The sequence below is a fragment of the Cohnella candidum genome (assembly GCF_003713065.1).
GTDB lineage: Bacteria > Bacillota > Bacilli > Paenibacillales > Paenibacillaceae > Cohnella > Cohnella candidum.
This window is the reverse complement of sequence record NZ_CP033433.1, coordinates 5,194,685-5,213,890: the sequence shown is the minus strand read 5'-3', so window position 1 is coordinate 5,213,890 and position 19,206 is coordinate 5,194,685. Positions and strand designations below refer to the sequence as shown.

At 57.4% G+C, this 19,206-nt stretch carries 15 protein-coding genes and 1 riboswitch; of the genes, 5 read left to right on the top strand and 10 right to left on the bottom strand.

Translation table 11 applies throughout. The features are described from left to right. Positions 1 to 7 precede the first annotated feature (7 nt). Both EAV92_RS24025 and EAV92_RS24020 read left to right on the top strand, forming a co-directional pair. On the top strand, positions 8 to 3,619 hold the full coding sequence (locus EAV92_RS24025; RefSeq protein WP_123043419.1) for an FG-GAP-like repeat-containing protein: 3,612 nt from the start codon (positions 8 to 10) through the stop codon (positions 3,617 to 3,619). A 3-nt stretch (positions 3,620 to 3,622) separates the two neighbouring features. Further along, the gene (locus EAV92_RS24020; RefSeq protein ID WP_123043418.1) at positions 3,623 to 4,144 is read left to right on the top strand and encodes a DUF4352 domain-containing protein; all 522 of its coding nucleotides are present in this window, start codon (positions 3,623 to 3,625) and stop codon (positions 4,142 to 4,144) included. Between the two features lie 102 nt (positions 4,145 to 4,246). Here EAV92_RS24020 and EAV92_RS24015 read toward each other — a convergent pair whose 3' ends face one another. From EAV92_RS24015 to EAV92_RS23970, 10 genes are all read right to left on the bottom strand, one after another. After that, positions 4,247 to 5,641 (bottom strand): NCS2 family permease, encoded by a 1,395-nt coding sequence (locus EAV92_RS24015; RefSeq protein WP_123043417.1) that lies wholly within the window; start codon positions 5,639 to 5,641, stop codon positions 4,247 to 4,249. 145 nt (positions 5,642 to 5,786) lie between these two features. Next, positions 5,787 to 5,887: riboswitch (purine riboswitch) on the bottom strand. 170 nt (positions 5,888 to 6,057) lie between these two features. Then, positions 6,058 to 6,852: an ABC transporter ATP-binding protein gene (locus EAV92_RS24010; RefSeq protein WP_123043416.1), complete on the bottom strand. Its 795-nt coding sequence runs from the start codon at positions 6,850 to 6,852 to the stop codon at positions 6,058 to 6,060. Further along, on the bottom strand, positions 6,852 to 7,763 hold the full coding sequence (locus EAV92_RS24005; protein ID WP_123043908.1) for an ABC transporter permease: 912 nt from the start codon (positions 7,761 to 7,763) through the stop codon (positions 6,852 to 6,854). The genes EAV92_RS24010 and EAV92_RS24005 overlap by 1 nt, the downstream gene beginning before the upstream one ends. A gap of 25 nt (positions 7,764 to 7,788) precedes the next feature. After that, entirely contained in the window at positions 7,789 to 8,868 is a 1,080-nt protein-coding gene (locus EAV92_RS24000) for an ABC transporter substrate-binding protein (protein WP_123043415.1), read from the bottom strand. 203 nt (positions 8,869 to 9,071) lie between these two features. After that, positions 9,072 to 10,313 carry a zinc ribbon domain-containing protein gene (locus EAV92_RS23995; protein ID WP_123043414.1) on the bottom strand — a complete coding sequence of 414 codons (1,242 nt, stop codon included), beginning with the start codon at positions 10,311 to 10,313 and terminating at the stop codon, positions 9,072 to 9,074. A 127-nt stretch (positions 10,314 to 10,440) separates the two neighbouring features. Further along, positions 10,441 to 11,961 carry a glutamine-hydrolyzing GMP synthase gene (gene guaA, locus EAV92_RS23990; protein WP_123043907.1) on the bottom strand — a complete coding sequence of 507 codons (1,521 nt, stop codon included), beginning with the start codon at positions 11,959 to 11,961 and terminating at the stop codon, positions 10,441 to 10,443. Between the two features lie 77 nt (positions 11,962 to 12,038). Next, a complete protein-coding gene (gene bcp / locus EAV92_RS23985) occupies positions 12,039 to 12,509 on the bottom strand; it encodes a thioredoxin-dependent thiol peroxidase (protein ID WP_123043413.1) in 471 nt (156 codons plus the stop codon). 19 nt (positions 12,510 to 12,528) lie between these two features. Then, positions 12,529 to 13,326 (bottom strand): ABC transporter permease, encoded by a 798-nt coding sequence (locus tag EAV92_RS23980; RefSeq protein WP_123043412.1) that lies wholly within the window; start codon positions 13,324 to 13,326, stop codon positions 12,529 to 12,531. A 5-nt stretch (positions 13,327 to 13,331) separates the two neighbouring features. Then, positions 13,332 to 14,126: an ABC transporter permease gene (locus EAV92_RS23975; RefSeq protein WP_123043411.1), complete on the bottom strand. Its 795-nt coding sequence runs from the start codon at positions 14,124 to 14,126 to the stop codon at positions 13,332 to 13,334. Further along, positions 14,123 to 15,175, bottom strand: a complete 1,053-nt coding sequence (locus tag EAV92_RS23970) for an ABC transporter ATP-binding protein (RefSeq protein WP_123043410.1) — start codon at positions 15,173 to 15,175, stop codon at positions 14,123 to 14,125. The genes EAV92_RS23975 and EAV92_RS23970 overlap by 4 nt, the downstream gene beginning before the upstream one ends. A 125-nt stretch (positions 15,176 to 15,300) precedes the next feature. Between EAV92_RS23970 and EAV92_RS23965 the strand changes: the two genes are divergently transcribed. The 3 genes from EAV92_RS23965 (at position 15,301) to EAV92_RS23955 (ending at position 18,940) form a co-directional block, all read left to right on the top strand. Next, positions 15,301 to 16,323, top strand: coding sequence for an LCP family protein (locus tag EAV92_RS23965; RefSeq protein WP_123043409.1), 1,023 nt, complete (start codon positions 15,301 to 15,303; stop codon positions 16,321 to 16,323). A 21-nt stretch (positions 16,324 to 16,344) separates the two neighbouring features. Beyond that, positions 16,345 to 17,658 carry a glutamate-1-semialdehyde 2,1-aminomutase gene (locus tag EAV92_RS23960; RefSeq protein ID WP_123043408.1) on the top strand — a complete coding sequence of 438 codons (1,314 nt, stop codon included), beginning with the start codon at positions 16,345 to 16,347 and terminating at the stop codon, positions 17,656 to 17,658. Between the two features lie 337 nt (positions 17,659 to 17,995). Next, the gene (locus EAV92_RS23955) at positions 17,996 to 18,940 is read left to right on the top strand and encodes a transposase (protein WP_164472914.1); all 945 of its coding nucleotides are present in this window, start codon (positions 17,996 to 17,998) and stop codon (positions 18,938 to 18,940) included. Positions 18,941 to 19,206: the final 266 nt, after the last annotated feature.

Below are 19,206 nucleotides of genomic sequence, written 5' to 3'. Positions count from 1 at the left end.
ATTTACGATGTTTCAAAAATGGAAGAGGCGTTGGCGAATTCGGATAAGCATCGGTATAAGCGCGCTCATGCTCGTGGCAGCGCCGATGAACGTCTTCGCGTCGGGAGCGCTGTTTCACGGGGTGCCGCATGGAGCGGCAGGCACCCATCCGTCCTCCGTCGCCATAGGCGACTACAACGGGGACGGAAAGGCTGATTTGGCGGTGGCGAACAACGGTTCCGGCACCGTTTCCATCCTGCTCGGGAACGGCAGCGGATCGTATTTGCCGGCGGTCGATTATCCCGTCGGCGGAGCGGGTTCAATGCCCAGCTCTGTCGCCGCGGGCGACTTCAACGGGGACGGCGCAACGGACTTGGCCGTGTCGGACGCCGGGTTGAACCAGGTGTTCGTTCTGCTAGGCAACTCGAATAACGGCCACGGGGACGGAACGTTCCAGACGGCGGCCGGATATCCGACGGGCACCGCCCCCCAATTCGTGGCTTTGGGAGATTTCAACGGAGACGGAGCTTCGGACTTGGCCGTCGCGAACGGCGCCTCGAACAATGTCTCTTTATTGTTCGGGAACATGGTAAGCGGCGTTGCGGACGGGACATTCGGCAGCCAGTCGGTTTTCAACGTCGGCGCCAATCCCCATGGCATCGCCGCCGGGGACTTCAACCATGACGGGCATGCCGATCTGGCCGTCGCGAACACGGGCGACGTATCGGTTCTGCTGTACGATCCGGCGAATCCCGGCACGTTCCTGGCGCCCGTTGTCTATTCGAACGGCGCCCCGGTTGCCTCGGTCGCGGTCGGAACGTTCAATGGGGACGCCATCCCGGATTTGGCGGTCGTGAGCGTCGTCGGTCTCTCGGTTTTCCCGGGCATCGATAACGGATCCGGCTTCGGTACCGGCACGTTCGATTCGGCGCACCGAATCGACAGTTGGACGGAAACGGCCCCCGGCTCGAACGCGGTCGGCGATTTCAACGGGGACGGCAAGCTGGACGTGGCCGTGGCGAACTTCTTGGACAACAGCGTATCCGTCTTGCTCGGGGACGGTACCGGCGCTCTGGCGACGAACGGAGCGAACAACTACATCCTGAGCAGCCAAGCGGACGCGCAGCCTGCTTCCGTAGCCGCGGGGGACCTCAATGGCGACGGAAAGCCGGATCTGGCGGTCGCCGGATCTGGGACGAACGAAATCTCCACGTTGCTCGGGAACGGAGACGGAACCTTGCAAGCGCCCGTATCGTACGGTCTGTTCAACGGTCCGCTGGCCATTGCTTTCGCGGACTTTAACGGCGACGGGAAAGCCGATATGGCGGTAGCCAACAGCGGCTCGCACAGGGTGTCCATCGAGCTCGGCAACGGCGACGGAACCTTCAAGCCGGGCGCGGTACTGGCACTTCAGGATTCAAACGGCTATATGTTATCGCTCGCTGCAGGCAATTTCGATCAAGATGCTTCCGGCCATGCGGATTTGGCGGTCGGCTATAAGAACGCGGCCATCAGCAAAGGATTCGTCACGGCTTTTCCCGGCAACGGGGACGGGACGTTCCAAAGCGAAAAAGGACCCGTCTTTCTCGGATTAAACGTGGATCCGGTTTCTCTTGCCGTCGTGGACTGGATCAAGGACGGCAATCCCGAGATCGCCTATACGGATTCCGTTTCCGGAGGCATCGGGCTCCTCGATTGGGATACGGCATCAGGCAGCTATTATGTGTTCGGCACTTATCCGACCGGTTCAAATCCAAGCTCCATTGCGGCGGGAGACTTCGATTCGGATGGAAACCCGGATTTGGCCGTCGTTAACAAAGGATCGAACAACGTGACGGTTCTGCTCGGCAAAGGGGATTCCAATCTGAAATCGAGCACGAATTTCAGTGCGGGAACGAGTCCCGGGTCCGTCGCGGAAGGAGATTTCAACAAGGATGGCGCTTTGGATTTGGCCGTGACCCATGGCGGATCGAACGACGTCTCGATTTTACTGGGCAACAAGACGAACGGGACAGCGGACGGGTCGTTTACTTTGCAGCAAACGAGCTATCCGGTCGGAACGGCCAGCTCGTCTCCGGCAAGCGGCGCCGTTGGGGATTTCAACGGGGACGGGAATGCGGACATTGCCGTCGGGAATTTCAACGCCGACCCGTTTCATGACGTCTCCGTCCTGCTGGGCGTCGGGGACGGCACCTTCCAAGCCGCGGCCGATTACGGCTACGGCCCGGCAAACGCTGCGGCCGATTCGATTGCCGTGGCTGCCGCCGAATTGAACGGAGACGCCAAAACGGACCTTGCCGTCGCGAACTTTAGTCTGGACCGCCTATCCGTCTTTACCACCGCATCGCTTGGCGGGTTCTTATCTTTTTCATCTTCCGCGATCAACGCATACGAGAACAGCGGCAACGCGACGGTCACCGTCATTCGCACCGGAAGCGCGCAAGGCGCGGTTACCGTTCAGTACGCCGCCTCGGACGGCACCGCTCACGCAGGCGTCGACTATACGGCAACGTCCGGCACGCTTTCGTTCGGCGACGGAGAGACGAGCAAAACGTTCGCGATCCCGCTGAACGACGATGCCGTGTACCAAGGAAGCAGGACCGTCAACATCCAATTGAGCAATCCGTCCTCTCCCGCCGGTCTCGGCTCGCCGTCCGCTGCCGTGCTTACGATTTCGGATAACGAAACACCCCCTGCCCCGCCTAGCGTACCTAGTTCCGGCGGCTCCATCAGCGTCGATCAATTGAAGTTCCAGTCGGATGCGATCAACGCGAATAAGAGCAGCGGAAGCGCCGGGGTGACCGTTGTCCGCAGCGGCGGCAGCGCGGGCACGGACAGCGTGCAATACGCGACATCGGACGGCACCGCCGTCGCCGGGACCGATTATACGGCCGTAAGCGGTACGCTGGTGTTCGGCAACGGAGAAACGAGCAAAACGTTCAACATCCCGATCAACCCGGCATCCGCATCCAAAGGAAACAAAACCGTGAACATCAAGCTTACGGACGCAAAAGGCGCGGTGATCGGCTCTCCTTCATCGACGGTGCTCACGATCGTGGACGATAATCCGTTATCGCCGGCTCCGGGCTGCGTCACCGATTTGACCGATATCGCCGGGCATTGGGCAGAGGCGTCGATCCGTTCGGGCGCGAAGCTGGGAATCGCCTGCGGTTATCCGGATCATACGTTCAAACCGGACCGGGCCGTTACCCGAGCGGAGTTCGCCGTAATGCTGGTGAAGGCGCTGAAATTGGACGGAGAAGGCGCAAATCTTCCCTTCAAGGATCAGGATGACATCGGAAGCTGGGCCAAGAAAGCGGCAGCCCAAGCCGTGCAGGCCGGCATCATCGTCGGATATAACGACGGGACCTTCCGACCGGGAGCGCCGATTTCCAGAGCCGAAATGGCGGTGATGATCGGCAAGGCGCTCGGTATTCCGGGCGATGCGAAAAGCCCGACGGGCTTCGCCGACGACGCAGACATTCCCGAATGGGCAAAAGGCGAGGTGGAAGCTCTTCGCGTCCGGGGCGTCTTGACGGGCCGGAACGGCAACCAATTTGTTCCTTCTGGCCTCACCACGAGGGCGGAAGCGGTGACCGTCATCTTGAAGATGCTGTCTGCACCGAAAGGAAATCCGTAAAAGATGACCCAGCTATTCGGCCATAAACATGTGCACAGGCTTGCAGCCGCGGCAGCGACGCTGTTGCTGCTCGCGGTAACCGCCTGCGGCGCTTCGTCCCGCAACGCGGCGAGCACCCCAGATAAGCCTGAATCGGCGCCGGCAAAGGCTTACCGAGTCGGCGAAACCGCGGAATTATTCGGCCTGAAGCTGACCATCGATCAGGTGGAAACGAAAACCGAGTACCAATCGGAAGTTCTTCAAGCGGGCACCGAGTTCTTGCTGGTCACCGTCACGTTGGAGAATACCGGAGAGGAATCGAAGACTTACAATCCCCATTCCTTTGAGCTGTTTCCTTCGAACGGCAAGCCGGACCTGAACGTCTCGACCTTGGCCGGCGAAGGGCAGCTGCGGGAGGGCAGCCTGGAGCCGGGAGCGAAGGTCAGCGGAGTCATTCCCTTCGAGCATCCGAAAGACGATCCGACCGGGAAACTGACATTCCAACCCAACTTGATGTCGGAGCAAAAAATCGTTTTCGAATGGTAAAATCCTTCAAGCCTTAAATAAATAAAACCCCGCCCCACCTTCGCCGATTCGAAAGTGGAACGGGGTTGTGTCACCTAAAATTCAGATTAGCCTTGAAGTAGCTTAGCCCTGGGAACCGATAAACGCGTAACGGGCGATAACGAGTACGAACAGGATCCACATGAGCCAGTGGATTTTGTACTTGCCGCGGCCGAACAGGTTCGCGAACCCGGCAAGCAGCACGTAGGAAACGATGCCGTAGGAAATGCCGTTGGCGATGTTGTAGGTGAACGGCATGAGAACGATCGTCAGGAACGCCGGGATGCCGATGACGAAGTCGCCGAAGTCGATTTCCTTGACGGATTGGATCATCAAGACGCCGACGATGATAAGGGCAGCGCTCGTCGCCGACGTCGGAACGAGCAGCGCGATCGGAGCCAGGAACAGCGAAATCAAGAAGAATACGCCCGTGCTGACGGCGGTCAGGCCGCTGCGTCCGCCTTCCGCGACGCCCGCGGAGCTTTCCACGTACGCGGTCACCGTGCTGGTGCCCAGCATCGCGCCGCCGCTGACGGCCACGGCATCGACGAACATTGCTTTGCCGACGCGTTTGCCGCCTTCTTCTTTGTTTTTGAAGAATCCGGCGCGGTTGGCCGTACCGACCAAGGTGCCGAAGGTGTCGAACAATTCAACGAAGGTAAACGTAGCCACGGCCGTCAGAATGCCGGTCGTGAACAGGTCCGCGAAATCGAAGTCCCAGAAGTTCAACGAGCCGAAATCCGGCACCCACGTTTGGCCTTTCAGCGAATCGAAGTTGACCGCGTCCACGCCGGGGATCATGCCGATGAGCGTCGTGACGAGGATGCCGAACAGGATCGCGCCGCGAACCTTCAGCACCATCAGGATCCCGATGATGACCAGTCCGAGGATCGTGAGCCATACGGTCGTGGACTCCAGGCTGCCCATATGGATTACCGTTTCGAAGCTTTGCAGGTCCATGAATTGGCCTTTGGCGACGTCCGTCACGGAAGCATCCAGGCCGATCGTCATCAGGCCGCTGTTTTTGAGGCCGATGATCGCGATGAACAAGCCGATGCCGACCGTGATCGCGTGTTTCAAGCCGTCCGGAATGGCCACGATCAGCATTTGGCGAATTTGCGTAATGGTCAAGATCAGGAAGATGACGCCCGAAATGAAGACGGCCGCGAGGCCCATGCTCGGCGTGATCGGATGATCCGTCGCTTTGGAAGCGAGAACCGTCGTCGCGAAGTAAGCGTTCAGGCCCATGCCCGGAGCCAGCGCGACGGGGAAATTGACAAAAAGGCCCATGGCGATCGTGAAAATGCCGGCCGCCAGCGCGGTCGCCAGGAAGATCCCGTACGGGTCCATTCCGGTCGCGCCGAGAATGCTCGGGTTTACCGCCAAGATGTAAGCCATGGTCATGAACGTCGTCAAACCGGCCATGATTTCGGTGCGTACGTTCGATCCAAGTTCCTTCAACTTAAAGAAACGTTCCAATTGGTTTCGACTCCTTCGTTTGGGTTCAGATCGGATGAATGCGGAAAACCAAGCGAAACAAACAGAAAAACCCAGAGAAGGTCATCTCTAGGTTCCGCACTACCGTGAAAAACATACATCCGAAAGATCGCGCGATTCTTCCGGCGCATGCCGTTTCACTTTTCGTAGACGGATCATTTGCGGTGACCCCGTAGAGACTCCCGGGCCGATTCCCGGGATTATACGAAAAGACCTATTCAGTTCGATTTACATTTCTCATTTTAGGACCAGGTACCTGAACTGTCAACCATTTTTACGAACTTGCAAGCGTTTACCGATAATGAATGTTCGGATTTGCTGTATTTTTTGTCAATTCCCCCGAAAATACAACAGCCGGATCGGCGAATGCCGACCCGGCCTTTGCATAACGTTACAGATTATCCCAAAATGACGCGATCGTCAGCCAGCTTATGTCCGCTGATCGTCTCGAACTCGCGGAGCAGCCGCTCCACGGTGAGGTCCTTCTTGCGCTCCTCGTCCACGTCGAGGATGATCCGCCCTTTGTCCATCATGATGAGCCGGTTGCCCAGACGGATGGCCTGCTCCATGTTGTGCGTGACCATCAGCGTCGTCAGCTTCATTTCGCGGACGATGCTGTCGGTCAAGCGGGTGATCAGCTCCGCGCGGGCCGGGTCGAGCGCTGCCGTATGTTCGTCGAGGAGCAGGATCTGCGGCTTCGTGAACGTGGCCATCAGCAGGCTGAGCGCTTGCCTCTCGCCGCCGGAGAGCTGGCCTACCTTCGCTTTCAGCCGTCTCTCGAGCCCCAGGTTCAGGCGGCTGAGCTGCTCTTGGAAGAGCGCACGTTTCGCGCGCGTCACCCCGAAGCTGAAGCCGCGCGTCTTGCCCCTGGCGTAAGCCATGGCGAGGTTCTCTTCGATCGTCATGTTCGGCGCGGTGCCGGCCATCGGATCTTGGAACACCCTGCCGATCCAGCGGCTTCTCCGGTACTCCGGCAGGTTCTGCACGGCGTTGCCGTCGATGCGAACCTCGCCGGTGTCCGGCGTGATGACGCCGGAAATAATGTTCATCAGCGTCGATTTGCCGGCGCCGTTGCTCCCGATGACGGTGACGAAATCTCCCGCCCTCAGCGACAGGTTAATGCCGGCTAGGGCGACTTTCTCGTCGGGGGAACCGGGGAAGAACAGCTTCGAAATGCGGGACAGCTCCAGCATTACCGTCCACCCCCCGTCTTGCCGGTCATCGCTCCGGCCAGCTCGGCCGCGCGGCGCCTTGCCGCGTTTTTCTGCTTCCAGGAACGCTGAATGGTCGGAACGACCAACGCGAAAATAACGATGACGGCGGTGATCACTTTCAGATCGGACGCTTTAAACCACGGCACCTGCAGCGCCAGGGCGATGATAATCCGGTAGACGATCATGCCGACCACCGCGGAGAGCGTCGCCCAGAAAATCCGGCGCCCGCCGATGATCGCTTCGCCGATAATGACGGCCGCCAGCCCGATAACGATCATCCCGATGCCCATCGACTGGTCGGAATAGCCCTGCTGCTGCGCGACGAACGCGCCGGACAGGGCCACCAGGCCGTTGGACAGGCTGACGCCGATGATTTTGGTGTTGTCGGTATGGGCGCCGAAGCTGCGGATCATCCGCGGATTGTCGCCGGTCGCGCGCAGGCTCAGGCCGAGATCCGTATGGAAGAAAGCGTCGAGCAACAGCTTGATCACGATGACCGCGACGGGCATCAGGAACCACGGCGAAACCGAAGTAAACACGGTGTCCTCGTTGATGAGCGGAACGTTCGGTACCTTGGAGATCCGGAGGTTGATCGAATACAACGCGATCATCATCAGGATCCCGGACAACAGCGCGTTGATTTTGCCTTTGGTATGAAGCAGGCCCGTCACCGCCCCCGCCGCCAGCCCGCCCAGGAAGGCGCAGACCGTCGAAATCCAGGGGGAGTAGCCGTGCGTGATCATGACCGCCGCGATTGCGGCGCCGGTCGTAAAACTTCCGTCGACGGTGAGATCGGGAAAATCGAGAATCCGGTACGTGATGTAAACGCCGAGCGACATGAAGGCGTACAACAGGCCTAACTGTATCGCTCCGGGTATAGACTCGAGCATGGATTCAAACATGGAAATCCTCCGATCACTGGATCAGGTTTTGCGATTGATCCTGCACGGCGTTTTTCATGGCGTCGGTCACTTCAATGCCATAGTCTTTCGCGACTTTCAGGTTCAAAATCAAATCGAGCTTCTGTTGCATCAGAACCGGCATGTCGCCCGGTTTTTTGCCGTGCAGCAAAATGTCCGCGGCCATCTGGCCGACTTGGTAGCCGTGGTCATAGTATTTGAAACCGACGGTGGCGAATGCGCCCTTCTCGACCGTATCGCGGTCGCTGGAGAAGAACGGGATCTTGTTCTTTTGCGCCACTTGAATGATGGAATCCACGCCGCTGACGACCATGTTGTCCAGCGTGATGTAGAACGCGTCCGCTTTGCCGACGAGCGATTCGGCGGCTTGCTTCACTTCGGAAGTGTTCGTGACCGGCGCTTTGATCAGCTTGATGCCCTTCTTGCCCAGCTCTTCTTCGGCTTTCTTCGCCATGACGACGGCGTTCGTTTCGCCTTCGTTGATGACGAGGCCGACCGTTTTGACTTTCGGGAAGTTGGCCGCGATGAACTCGACCAGCTTCGTCGTCGCTTCCGGGTTCGTGTCGGACGCGCCGGTTACGTTGCCGCCGGGAGCGTTCATGTCCTTGACGATCTGGGCGGCAAGCGGATCGGTGACGGCCGCGAACAGGATCGGCGCGTTTTTGACGTTTTGCACGAGCGCTTGCGCGGAAGGCGTCGCGATGCCGAGGACGAGGTCGTCTTTATCGTTCGCGAGTTTTTGCGCGATGGCCGTGTTATTGGACGGATCGCCCTGCGCGGTGTTGAAATCCACCGTCAGGTTTTTGCCTTCTTCGAGGCCGGCGTCTTTCAGGGCAGCCAAGAACCCTTCGCGGGTCGCGTCCAGGGATGGATGCTCGACGATTTGGGAAATCCCGATTTTATAGGTTTTGCCTGCAGCGCTTTCGCTTGGGCTCGGGCTTGCGCTATCGCTGGCGCTCGCGGAAGCCGAAGCGGAAGGGCTGCTGCCGGAGCCGGCGTTGTCGTTCTTTTTGCCGCACGCGGCAACGATCAATACGAGGGACATTACGAGTGCGAGCCAAGTCAATTTCTTCATGTGCGATGTTTGCTCCTCTCAAATATGCGTTTGCGGTTGCGCAAACGTTGCAACGCTTTGCTCCGTCAAAGCCGAAAAGCGAAACGAAGCACCGTTTCCAACCGTCAAAAAAGCACGCTTTTTCCTATCTTAAGGGGCAGTCCCGCTTTCGTCAATCGTACAAAAAAAACCGCCGCCATTCAGCGATGGCGGCAATGAAAGCGTTATGACGAATAAGACATCGTTTTGGTATGGGCATTCTGGAAACCGTAGTCTTGGTACCAATCGGCCACGATCCATTCCCCTTTCTCATAAACGAGACGGTAGGTCATCGTGTCGGTATATTCGGCGTAAGCGGGCGGCGTATCCCCGGCGGCGTAAAACCGCTGGTCATAAGTGCTTTGGACGGATACGGCAGTGCGGAACGATCCGTCGCTGTCCTGCTGGACGTAGATGCTGTCCGTGTCGAACACGATTTTCTTCAAACGTGATTCGTACCGTAACCCGTTCTTCTTGTAATCCTCGACGCCGGCCTCCAGGCCTGCTTTCTTATCCGCCGAAGAATTCTTGAGAACCGCCGGATCCAATAAGTTATAGGCTTCCATCCAGCTCTCGATGAAATTCGAAGCGGCGAGCATGACGCTGTCCTTGAGCGCGTCGTCGTTCGGATCGAGCTCGACGTGCACGGAGCTTCCGGTAATCGGCTGGGGTTTGCTTTTGGCTGTCCCCCAGGGAAACTCTTTCTCCACATGGACGAGATTGCTGCCGTCCGTCGACACCGGCCCCAGGCTGTCGTTGCCTCCGGTCAGCGCCCCCGTATCCTTGTCGTCAATGAATATCTTCGCCTGGGGATAGTTGGCGTCGATCGTAACCATCTCCCCTTGCAGAGATAGGTCGACCGATTCGGCGGAATTTCCGCCGCCGTTCACCGTCACGGTCTGTTCGGTCTTCAGCGTCGCGTAATCTCCCGCAAATACCGCTTCCAGCTTGTAATTGCCGGGAAGCAAAGGGCCGATCTGCGTGCTGTAATCGTCGGAGTCGGCCGTCGCGACGGTTTTGCCGTTCAGCTTGATCGCGGCGCCATTATAGTTCGTGCGGGCTTCGACGGTACCGGTGTGCACGACGACGCGGTAACGGTCGAACAGGACGTACTGCCGGCCGTTCTTTTCCACCGAGAATATCCCCGTTTCGGAACCGCTCAACTCTTTCATCGCTTGATCAAGACGGCCGTCTTGCTTCAAATAGGCCAGCAGCGTCCGAGCGGCGGCCTCGTCCATTTTCGCTTTATCGTTGTCCGTAACCAGCATGGAGGCGACCTTCGCCGTATCCCCGCCGCGGAGCGCGCTTTCGAAATCCCGGACCGTCCGGCTTTCGCTCGCCGTCCATCTCCCGAACAAATACAGCCCGGCGGCCAGCAAAATAAGCGCCGCGGCGCCTCCCGCCGCCCAAACCTTCTTCCTGTTCATGATGCCTCAGCCTTCCTGTGCGCTAGATGATCCATTCTGCCTCTCACAAAGGTTACCGAAACAAAAAGACACCCGCAGGTGTCTTTCCGTTCATTTATTTAGGCCCTTCGTCCGAAATCTCGCGGAATTACTCCCACTCGATCGTCGCCGGCGGCTTGGAAGTGATGTCGTAGACGATCCGGTTGACGTTCTGGACTTCGTTGACGATGCGCACCGAAATCTTCTCCAGCACGTCCCACGGAATGCGCGCCCAGTCGGCCGTCATGCCGTCGATCGAAGTGACCGCGCGAATGCCCACCGTGTACGAGTACGTTCGGCCGTCACCCATGACGCCGACGCTCTTCATGTTCGGGAGCGCGGTGAAGTATTGCCAAATCTCCCGGTCGAGACCGGCCTTGGCGATCTCGTCGCGGAGAATCGCGTCGGACTCGCGGACGATTTCGAGCTTGTCTTCCGTGACTTCGCCGAGCACGCGGATCGCGAGCCCCGGACCCGGGAACGGCTGGCGCCAAACGATTTCCGCCGGAAGGCCGCATTCTTCGCCGACCTTGCGGACTTCGTCCTTGAACAGCGCCTTCAGAGGTTCGACAAGCTTGAATTTCATGTCTTCCGGAAGCCCGCCCACGTTGTGGTGGGATTTGATCGTCTGCGCGGTCGCCGTGCCGCTTTCCACGATGTCGGTATACAGCGTGCCTTGCGCGAGGAACGCGAAGTCATCGAACTTCGCTGACTCTTCCTCGAACACGCGGATGAATTCGTTGCCGATGATTTTGCGCTTCTGCTCCGGATCGTCGACGCCCTTCAGCTTGCCGAGGAAACGCTCGCTGGCGTCGATCTTCACGACGTTCATGTCGAACTTGCCGACGAACGTCTCCATGACGCTGTCCGCCTCGCCCTTGCGGAGAAGGCCGTGGTCGATGAACATGCAGGTCAATTGGTCGCCGATGGCTCGGTGAATGAGCGCCGCGACCACGGAGGAATCGACGCCGCCGGACAAGGCGCACAGCACCTTCTGGTCGCCGACCTCTTCGCGGATCTCGCGGATCGTATCGTCGATGAACGACTCCATCGTCCAGTCGCCGCGGCAATCGCAGACGCGGAACAGGAAGTTGCGGATCATGTCGTTGCCGTACACGGAGTGGCGAACCTCGGGGTGGAACTGTACCGCATAAAACTTGCGGGCAGGATCGCTCATCGCGGCCACGGGAGCATGCGCCGTGCTCGCGTCGACGCGGAAGCCGGCCGGCAGCTCGGTGACATGGTCGCCGTGGCTCATCCATACGGTCTGGCGGGCCTCCAGGCCGTGAACCAGATCGCAGGCGCCCGCGAAATCGACGTCCGATTTGCCGTATTCGCGTTTGTGGGCCGGCTCTACTTTGCCACCCTGCTGGTGGGTCATCAGTTGCATGCCGTAGCAGATGCCGAGGATCGGGACGCCAAGGTCGTACACCCCGGGATCGACCGACGGCGCGCCTTCCGCGTACACGCTTGCCGGTCCGCCGGAGAAGACGATTCCTTTGGGAGACAGAGCGCGGAGCTTGTCCGCCGACGTATTGTAAGGAAGCAGTTCGCTGTAGACTCCGAGATCGCGGATACGGCGGGCGATCAATTGGTTGTATTGGCCGCCGAAGTCCAGGACGACGATCATTTCATGCGGATTACTGTTCACGGGTTAAGCCGAGCCCCTCTCCATTAATTGTCGCTAATTATAGCGTCCCCTATCGGCTATTTCAATAGTTGGGCGGCTTGCAGCACCGCGTCGATATGCCCCTTCACCCGCAAGTTCCGCCACTCTTGGACAAGCTTTCCCTTGCGGTCGATCAGGAAAGTCGAACGGACGATGCCCATGTATTTCCTGCCGTACATTTGCTTTTCTTGCCACACTCCGAAAGCGTGAGCCGCTTTCAGTTCGGTATCGGACAGCAGCAGGTAAGGCAGTCCCTGCTTCTCGATGAATTTCAGATGCGATTTGATCGGATCCGGACTGATGCCGATCAAGACCGTATCCGACTCCTCGAAAGAACCGTGGGCATCCCGAAAATCGCACGCCTCTTGCGTACAGGTTGGCGTTTGGTCCTGCGGGTAAAAAAACAGTACGACCTTGCGGCCCCTGAATTGGCTCAGCTTGACGATTTCCCCGTCCGAAGCCGGCAGCTTGACGTCTGGGACGGTTTTTCCGATTTCAGCCTGACGAATGGCCGTTCACTCCTCTCTCTTATGACCCCGCTCCGCGGTATCGTTTGACGCCGCGGTTCCAGACGATCAGCCCGATCGCGGAGACGACGATGCCGACGGCAGGCGTCAGCAGAGACATGGACAGATCGCCATGCCGTTCCAGGAAGAAGGATGCCGGATAAACGCCGACGAAAGCGAAAGGCAGCAGCCAGGTCAGCAAAAACCGGATCCCTTTGTTGTAAATCTGGATCGGATAACGGCCGTAGTTCTGGATGTTGAACATAAGCGGAACGATACCCGTCGGGGCGTCCGAGTAAAACGAAATCGCAGCCAGCGACGTATACAGTCCGGCGTAAACCAGCACGGAGCCGATGACCATCACGATCAGCACCAGCGGATCGTACCAATGGAACGGCAGCCCCAGCGAGGTCCAAGCGGAGCCCATGATGGCGAGGCCCACGAAAGATCCGATCATCGAAGGAGGGTCGACGTTCTCCAGCATGATCTGCGCCAGCGAGTGGGCCGGCCGCGTGAGTACGCGGTCCATTTCCCCTTTGACGATATAGCGTTCGCTGAAATTCCATAAATTAAAGAACGTGCCGAAAACGCCGTAAGGGATCATGAAATACCCGTAGACGAAAACGACCTCCGCTTCGCTCCAACCCGCCAGCGACGGCGTATGCTGGAACACGACGAAAATGAACACCAGGTTCATCGCCGAGAACAGCAGGTCCGACATGACCTCCACCCAGAAATCGGCGCGGTACGTCAGCCTTGTTTTAATGTAGTTGCCCAAATACTCCTTGAACAGCGATACGTTGTATGCCCATTTGCTCACGCGAATCAACCTCCCTGCACGAACAAGCGGCGTCTGGATGCGCGCCACATGGCCAGGATGGGCACGATTAATACGGCAAACCAAATGACCTGGATGAGCAGCGCCTGCCAAGCTTCCGCACCGGACATCCGGCCGGTAAATACGGAGCTCGGCAAGTACGTAATCGCCGGAAACGGCGTCCATTCCAGTACCGTTTTCGCCCAGAGCGGGAAGAAGGCGACCGGAATGATGACGCCGGAGAACAAGTCGACCGCGACGCGTTTCATGCGCATGAGCCCTTCGTTGTTTTCCACGAAGAACGCGAACAAGCCCGTCAAAATGTTGAGCTGCGAATTGATCAGGAAACTGAACCAGATCATCACGAAGAAAAGCACCCATCTGAACGGATCGGTCGGCAGCTGAACCGGGAAGATCAACGACACGACGATCATCCCCGGCAGCATGAACAGCGAGATGCGGAACAGTCCCTCGCCGAAGCCCTGCATCATTTTGACCAGCAAATAGTTATAAGGCCGCGTCATCTGCACCGCCACGCTGCCGTCGCGGATGTCGTTCGCGATTTCGCGGTCCAGATTGTTGAAATAAAAAGCCCGGGCCATCCACGAAACGGCAACGTAAGTCGTCATTTGGCCGATGGTGAAGCCGGCAAGGGTTTCGGCGTTTCCGTAGATCGCTTTCCACGTGAAGTAATACGCGCCGATGTTGATGGCATAAATAATGATGCCGCTGTAGTAATTCACCCGGTACGCGAGCATCATGAGGAAACGGATACGAATCAGGTCGAGATAAGCGGAATTCACGAAATCACGCTCCCGGCCGGCGTTGCCTCGCTTGCGGGCTCGGCCGGCTTTTCGGCGCTGCCCGACTGGTAAATCTCCCGCACGATTTCGTCCGTGTTCGTTTCGAAAATCTTGATGTCGCTGATATCCTTCGCCCCTACTACACGCGAAAGCACTTCGGACACGTTCAAATCGCGTGGGATCCAGACTTTGGCTGTCAGCTCGTTTTCTTTGGACCATCGTACCTGAAGTCCCTCCGTCAGGAGCGACAAATCGGCGAGCGTAAACGAATCGTTGAATTGGAACTGCACTTCGCGGCCTTTGCCCCACCGGTCCTTCAGCTCGTCCAATCCCCCGTCGTAGATGATCCGGCCGTCGTCAAGCATGATAACGCGCGAGCACAGCGCTTCGATGTCCTGCAAATCGTGAGTCGTGAGTAGAATGGTTGTACCATGCTCTCGGTTAATCTTTTTCAGGAACTCGCGGATTTCGGTTTTGACCACGATGTCCAGTCCGATCGTCGGCTCATCCAGGAACAGAATAGACGGCTGGTGAAGCAGCGCGGCGACGAGTTCGCATCTCATCCGCTGTCCCAAGCTGAGCTTTCGTACCGGACGGTTCAGCAGATCCTGGAGCTGCAACGTTTCGACCAGCTCGTCCAGCCGGTTACGGAAATCGGCTTCGCTGACGCCGTACACCTTGCGAAGGAGGCGGAATGACTCGATAACGCCGATATCCCACCACAACTGGCTTCGCTGGCCGAACACGACCCCGATGCCGCGGACGAACTCTTCCCGTTCCTTATAGGGAACGTAGCCGTTCACCTGAAGCTTGCCGGACGTCGGGACGAGGATGCCCGTGAGCATTTTGATCGTCGTCGACTTGCCGGCGCCGTTCTCTCCGATGTAGCCACATATTTCCCCTTGCGGAATCTGAAAGCTGATATCCTTCACGGCGGTCACTTCCGTATGTTCCCGCCGGAACAGGTCTTTCAAGGCGCCTTTGACGCCTTCGCGGTTTTTTTGCACTTTGAATTGTTTCCGTAAATCGGAAACGTCGATCGCCAGCATGGCCGTCCTCCCGTTCGGCGACTTGCTTCGCCGAGTAATGAAACTTTATAATTTTATAATATGTTATCTTACCGCACGAACTCATAAGCGTAAACGTTATGAACATACCGGAAAGGAAGACACCGATGCGCAAAAAGTGGAAGTGGATATTAACCTGCACGCTGACTCTCGTGGTGGCGGTGATCGGCTTTGCAGGCTGGAAAATGTATCAGACGTATCATCAACTCGATCAAATGAGCAAACCCAAAGAAGAATCCCGCTTCGGCCAATTCGAGCAAAAGCCGGAATACCAGCCTCTCGAATGGACCGGCTCCGAACGGGTCAACGTGCTTCTGCTGGGCGGAGACGAACGCGGGTTGAAGGAAGGCGAAATCGCCAGATCCGACTCCATCATGGTTGCCTCTTTCGATCCGAGCACGAAGAAGGTCCATCTCTTCTCCGTCCTGCGGGATACGTACGTCGACATTCCGGACCACCGCAAGGGCCGCATCAACACGGCCATCACGCTCGGCGGTCCCGATCTCGCGATGAAAACCGTCGGCAACCTGCTCGGCCTGAACATCCAGTATTACGCATACGTCGATTTCCAAGGATTTATCAAGCTCGTTGACGCGATCGGCGGCATCGATTTTTACGTCGAAAAAGACATGAAATACAGCAGCGCGGCGGACGATCATCAATACGATATCGACCTGAAAAAGGGCCAGCAGCACCTGAACGGGGAACAAGCCCTGCAATATGTCCGGTTCCGCCACGACGCCATGAGCGATTTCACGCGGACCGAGCGGCAGCGGAATTTCCTGAAAGCCGTCGCGGACAAATTGAAGTCCGGCTGGAACATCATCCGGCTGCCCGATATCTTGTCGAAAATGACTCCTTACGTGGAAACGAACATGTCGGCGGACGACATGATCCGGCTGGCGACGCTCGGCTACAAATCGCATCAAGCCGGCTCCGCTCAGATCCCGCCGATGGAGCTGGTGGCAGAAGAAAGCGTGGGAGGATCTTCCGTCATCGGAATCAAAGACACCGACGCCCTCAAAGGGTACGTGCAAGCGACGCTTGCCCAGGACTCCGCGACGTCGTCACCTTCTCCCTCGCCGTCTTCGACTTCGAAAGCAGAGGCCGCGGCTCCGCTTAATCCGTAATTAAAGGAAGGACAAGGAAGCATGCTGTTACGAACACAATCCGAAAGACTTTACGAAGAAGCGCAGCGACACATCGTCGGTGGCGTGAACAGCCCCTCCCGCTCGTTCAAAGCGGTAGGGGGCGGCGCACCGGTGTTCGTGGAACGCGCGAACGGCGCCTACTTCTGGGACGTCGACGGCAACAAATACCTCGACTATCTGATGGCTTTCGGCCCCATCATCACGGGCCACGCCCATCCTCATGTGACGAAGGCCATCATCCGGGCCGCCGAGTCCGGGACGTTGTACGGAACGCCAACGGAACACGAGGTCCGGCTGGCAGAGACGCTGAAAGCCGCCATCCCGTCAATGGATAAAGTCAGATTCGTCAATTCCGGCACCGAAGCCGTCATGACGACGATCCGCGTCGCGCGCGCCGCGACGGAACGGACCAAAATCGTCAAATTCGCAGGCTGCTACCATGGCCACTCCGATCTCGTGCTGGTCGCGGCAGGGTCCGGCCCCTCCACGCTGGGCATTCCCGACAGCGCCGGAGTTCCCGGCAGCATCGCAAACGAAGTGATTACTGTCCCGTTCAACGACCTCGACGGTTTGCGTGCCGCTCTGGAACGTTGGGGAGACGAAGTGGCCGCCGTCATGGTCGAGCCGATTGTCGGCAATTTCGGCATGGTGATGCCGCAGCCCGGCTTCTTGGAAGGCTTGTGCCGCATGGCACGCGAAGCCGGTGCCCTCGTCATCTACGACGAGGTCATCAGCGCGTTCCGCTTCCATTACGGATCCGCTCAGACATTCAGCGCTTTCCCCGACCACGAGGCCATTCGCCCCGACTTGACGGCGTTGGGCAAAATCATCGGCGGTGGCCTCCCGATCGGGGCTTATGGCGGCAGAGCCGAAGTGATGGACCGTGTCGCTCCTCTCGGTCCCGCTTATCAGGCCGGAACGATGGCGGGCAATCCCGCCTCCATTCTCGCAGGACTGGCCTGCCTGGAAGTACTTCGCGAGCCGGGCGTATACGATCGGATGGACGCTCAGGCTTCGCGGTTAGCGGAAGGCTTACAGGCATCCGCAGACCGTCATGGCGTGCCTCTAACCATTAACCGTATCGTCGGCGCACTATCCACCCATTTTTGCTCGCATCCCGTCACGAATTACGACGAAGCCCAGGATACCGACGGCGAGGCGTTCGCTCGCTTTTTCCGTCTGATGCTCGAACGCGGGGTTTACCTGGCTCCCAGCAAGTACGAAGCCTGGTTTTTGACGACCGCCCATACGGATGCCGACATCGAGATGACGATCGAGGCTGCCGAGGCCAGTTTCCGTGAGATGTCCAAGTAAGTTTCGTGCAAGCTGAGGAACGTCCCCGTTTGGGCGTGCCACTATCTCATTTTTGCCTTGACCTTGGGTATCCCCTTCGCTCAGAGGAAGTACAACCATATACAACCATCACCCTCCCTCTTCCCTCCGGAAGAGGGATTTTTATGCGTTCAAATTGCCCAAATTCCGTTGTTTGGCATGCCAGCCTCCGTCTCCCTTTCTGATCGAACGGGATATCCCAGTCAGTCAGAACGAATTTTCGCGAGATGTAAAATAATAGAATCATTTAATTGAAAAGCGAACATATGTTTGGTAAAATGGATGTAACAATTTCTCGTGTGGGATTGGGGGAACTATCGTGCTGGCTCCGAAATACCATCCGGCATACAATGAGTTCTGCCGCCGTTTCGACACGGAAAAGGCTTGCGAACAAGCCCTATTCGAGGCTAAATGGCCAAACGGTTTCGTTTGCCCGGTTTGCCGGCATTCGCGGGCTTACTCCATTCGCACGAGAAGGTTGACGCTTTTTGAGTGTGTCGAATGCCGGCATCAAACGACCGTCATCGCCGGAACCATCATGGAAGGCAGCCGCACTTCGCTGATGAAGTGGATGCATGCCTTGATTTTACATGTGCTTCCGTCTGGATATAGCGCGAAAGAAATTTCGCGAATTCTCGAGGTCACCTACAAAACAGCCTGGCTGATTTGCCATAAAATACGCCATGCGATGGGGAACGCGGAAACCAAGGAGCTTCTGACCGGTCTCGTCCGGATCCAGCCTTCCCATTACAGGAGAGTGGATCGGACGACGGCTCAATTTCTGAAAATTTGGCGGCAACCGGTCTTAGCCGCCGCAACCATCAGCGAAGATGGGAATTTCACGGATCTGCGGATCCGTAAAATCGCGGAATGCGAAATCGAGAGAAACAGGGTCAACCCCGACGTCATCCGAACGTTCGTGAAGGAGTCTGTAGATTCCAAAACAGTTCACCCTGTCGTCGTTCCTGAATTTTACGGATCGGACAGGAGCCCTGAGTTCACCCTGCAATTGCACCATGCTCGAGCGTGGATCAACGGCGTATATTCGGGAGGCGTCGGGGAGAAGCATCTCCAAGCGTATTTAGATCAGTATTGTTTTCGTTTCCCCGAGCGTCAAAATGTCTTTTTCGATAAATTGTTGAAGTGGAGCTTGGTTACTCCCCGGATATCTTATCCTGATCTTATCCATAAGAGGAATACTACGACCTCAAGACGACGGTCGAATCTTAGAAAACAAGCCCATTTTGGCTTCGCAGCTGTATGATTATTGAACTTTTCTCTAAATAATGAACGCTATTAACTCGTTATCTTTCCTGATCGAACGGGATATCCCAGTCGGACAGGGAGTCATTCAAATCTTTGAAAAGTAAAAAATCAGCCCTTTCCGGGCCGTACATTGGAAATATTCGAGTATTATGAGCTTATCTCGCCAAGAAAACGTGATTTCCAAAACTCGAGAAGCCTTATCCATCAAGCATTCTGAGCGGAGGGGATACCCACGGTTAGGGGGAAAAAGAGGAGGGTGCACCT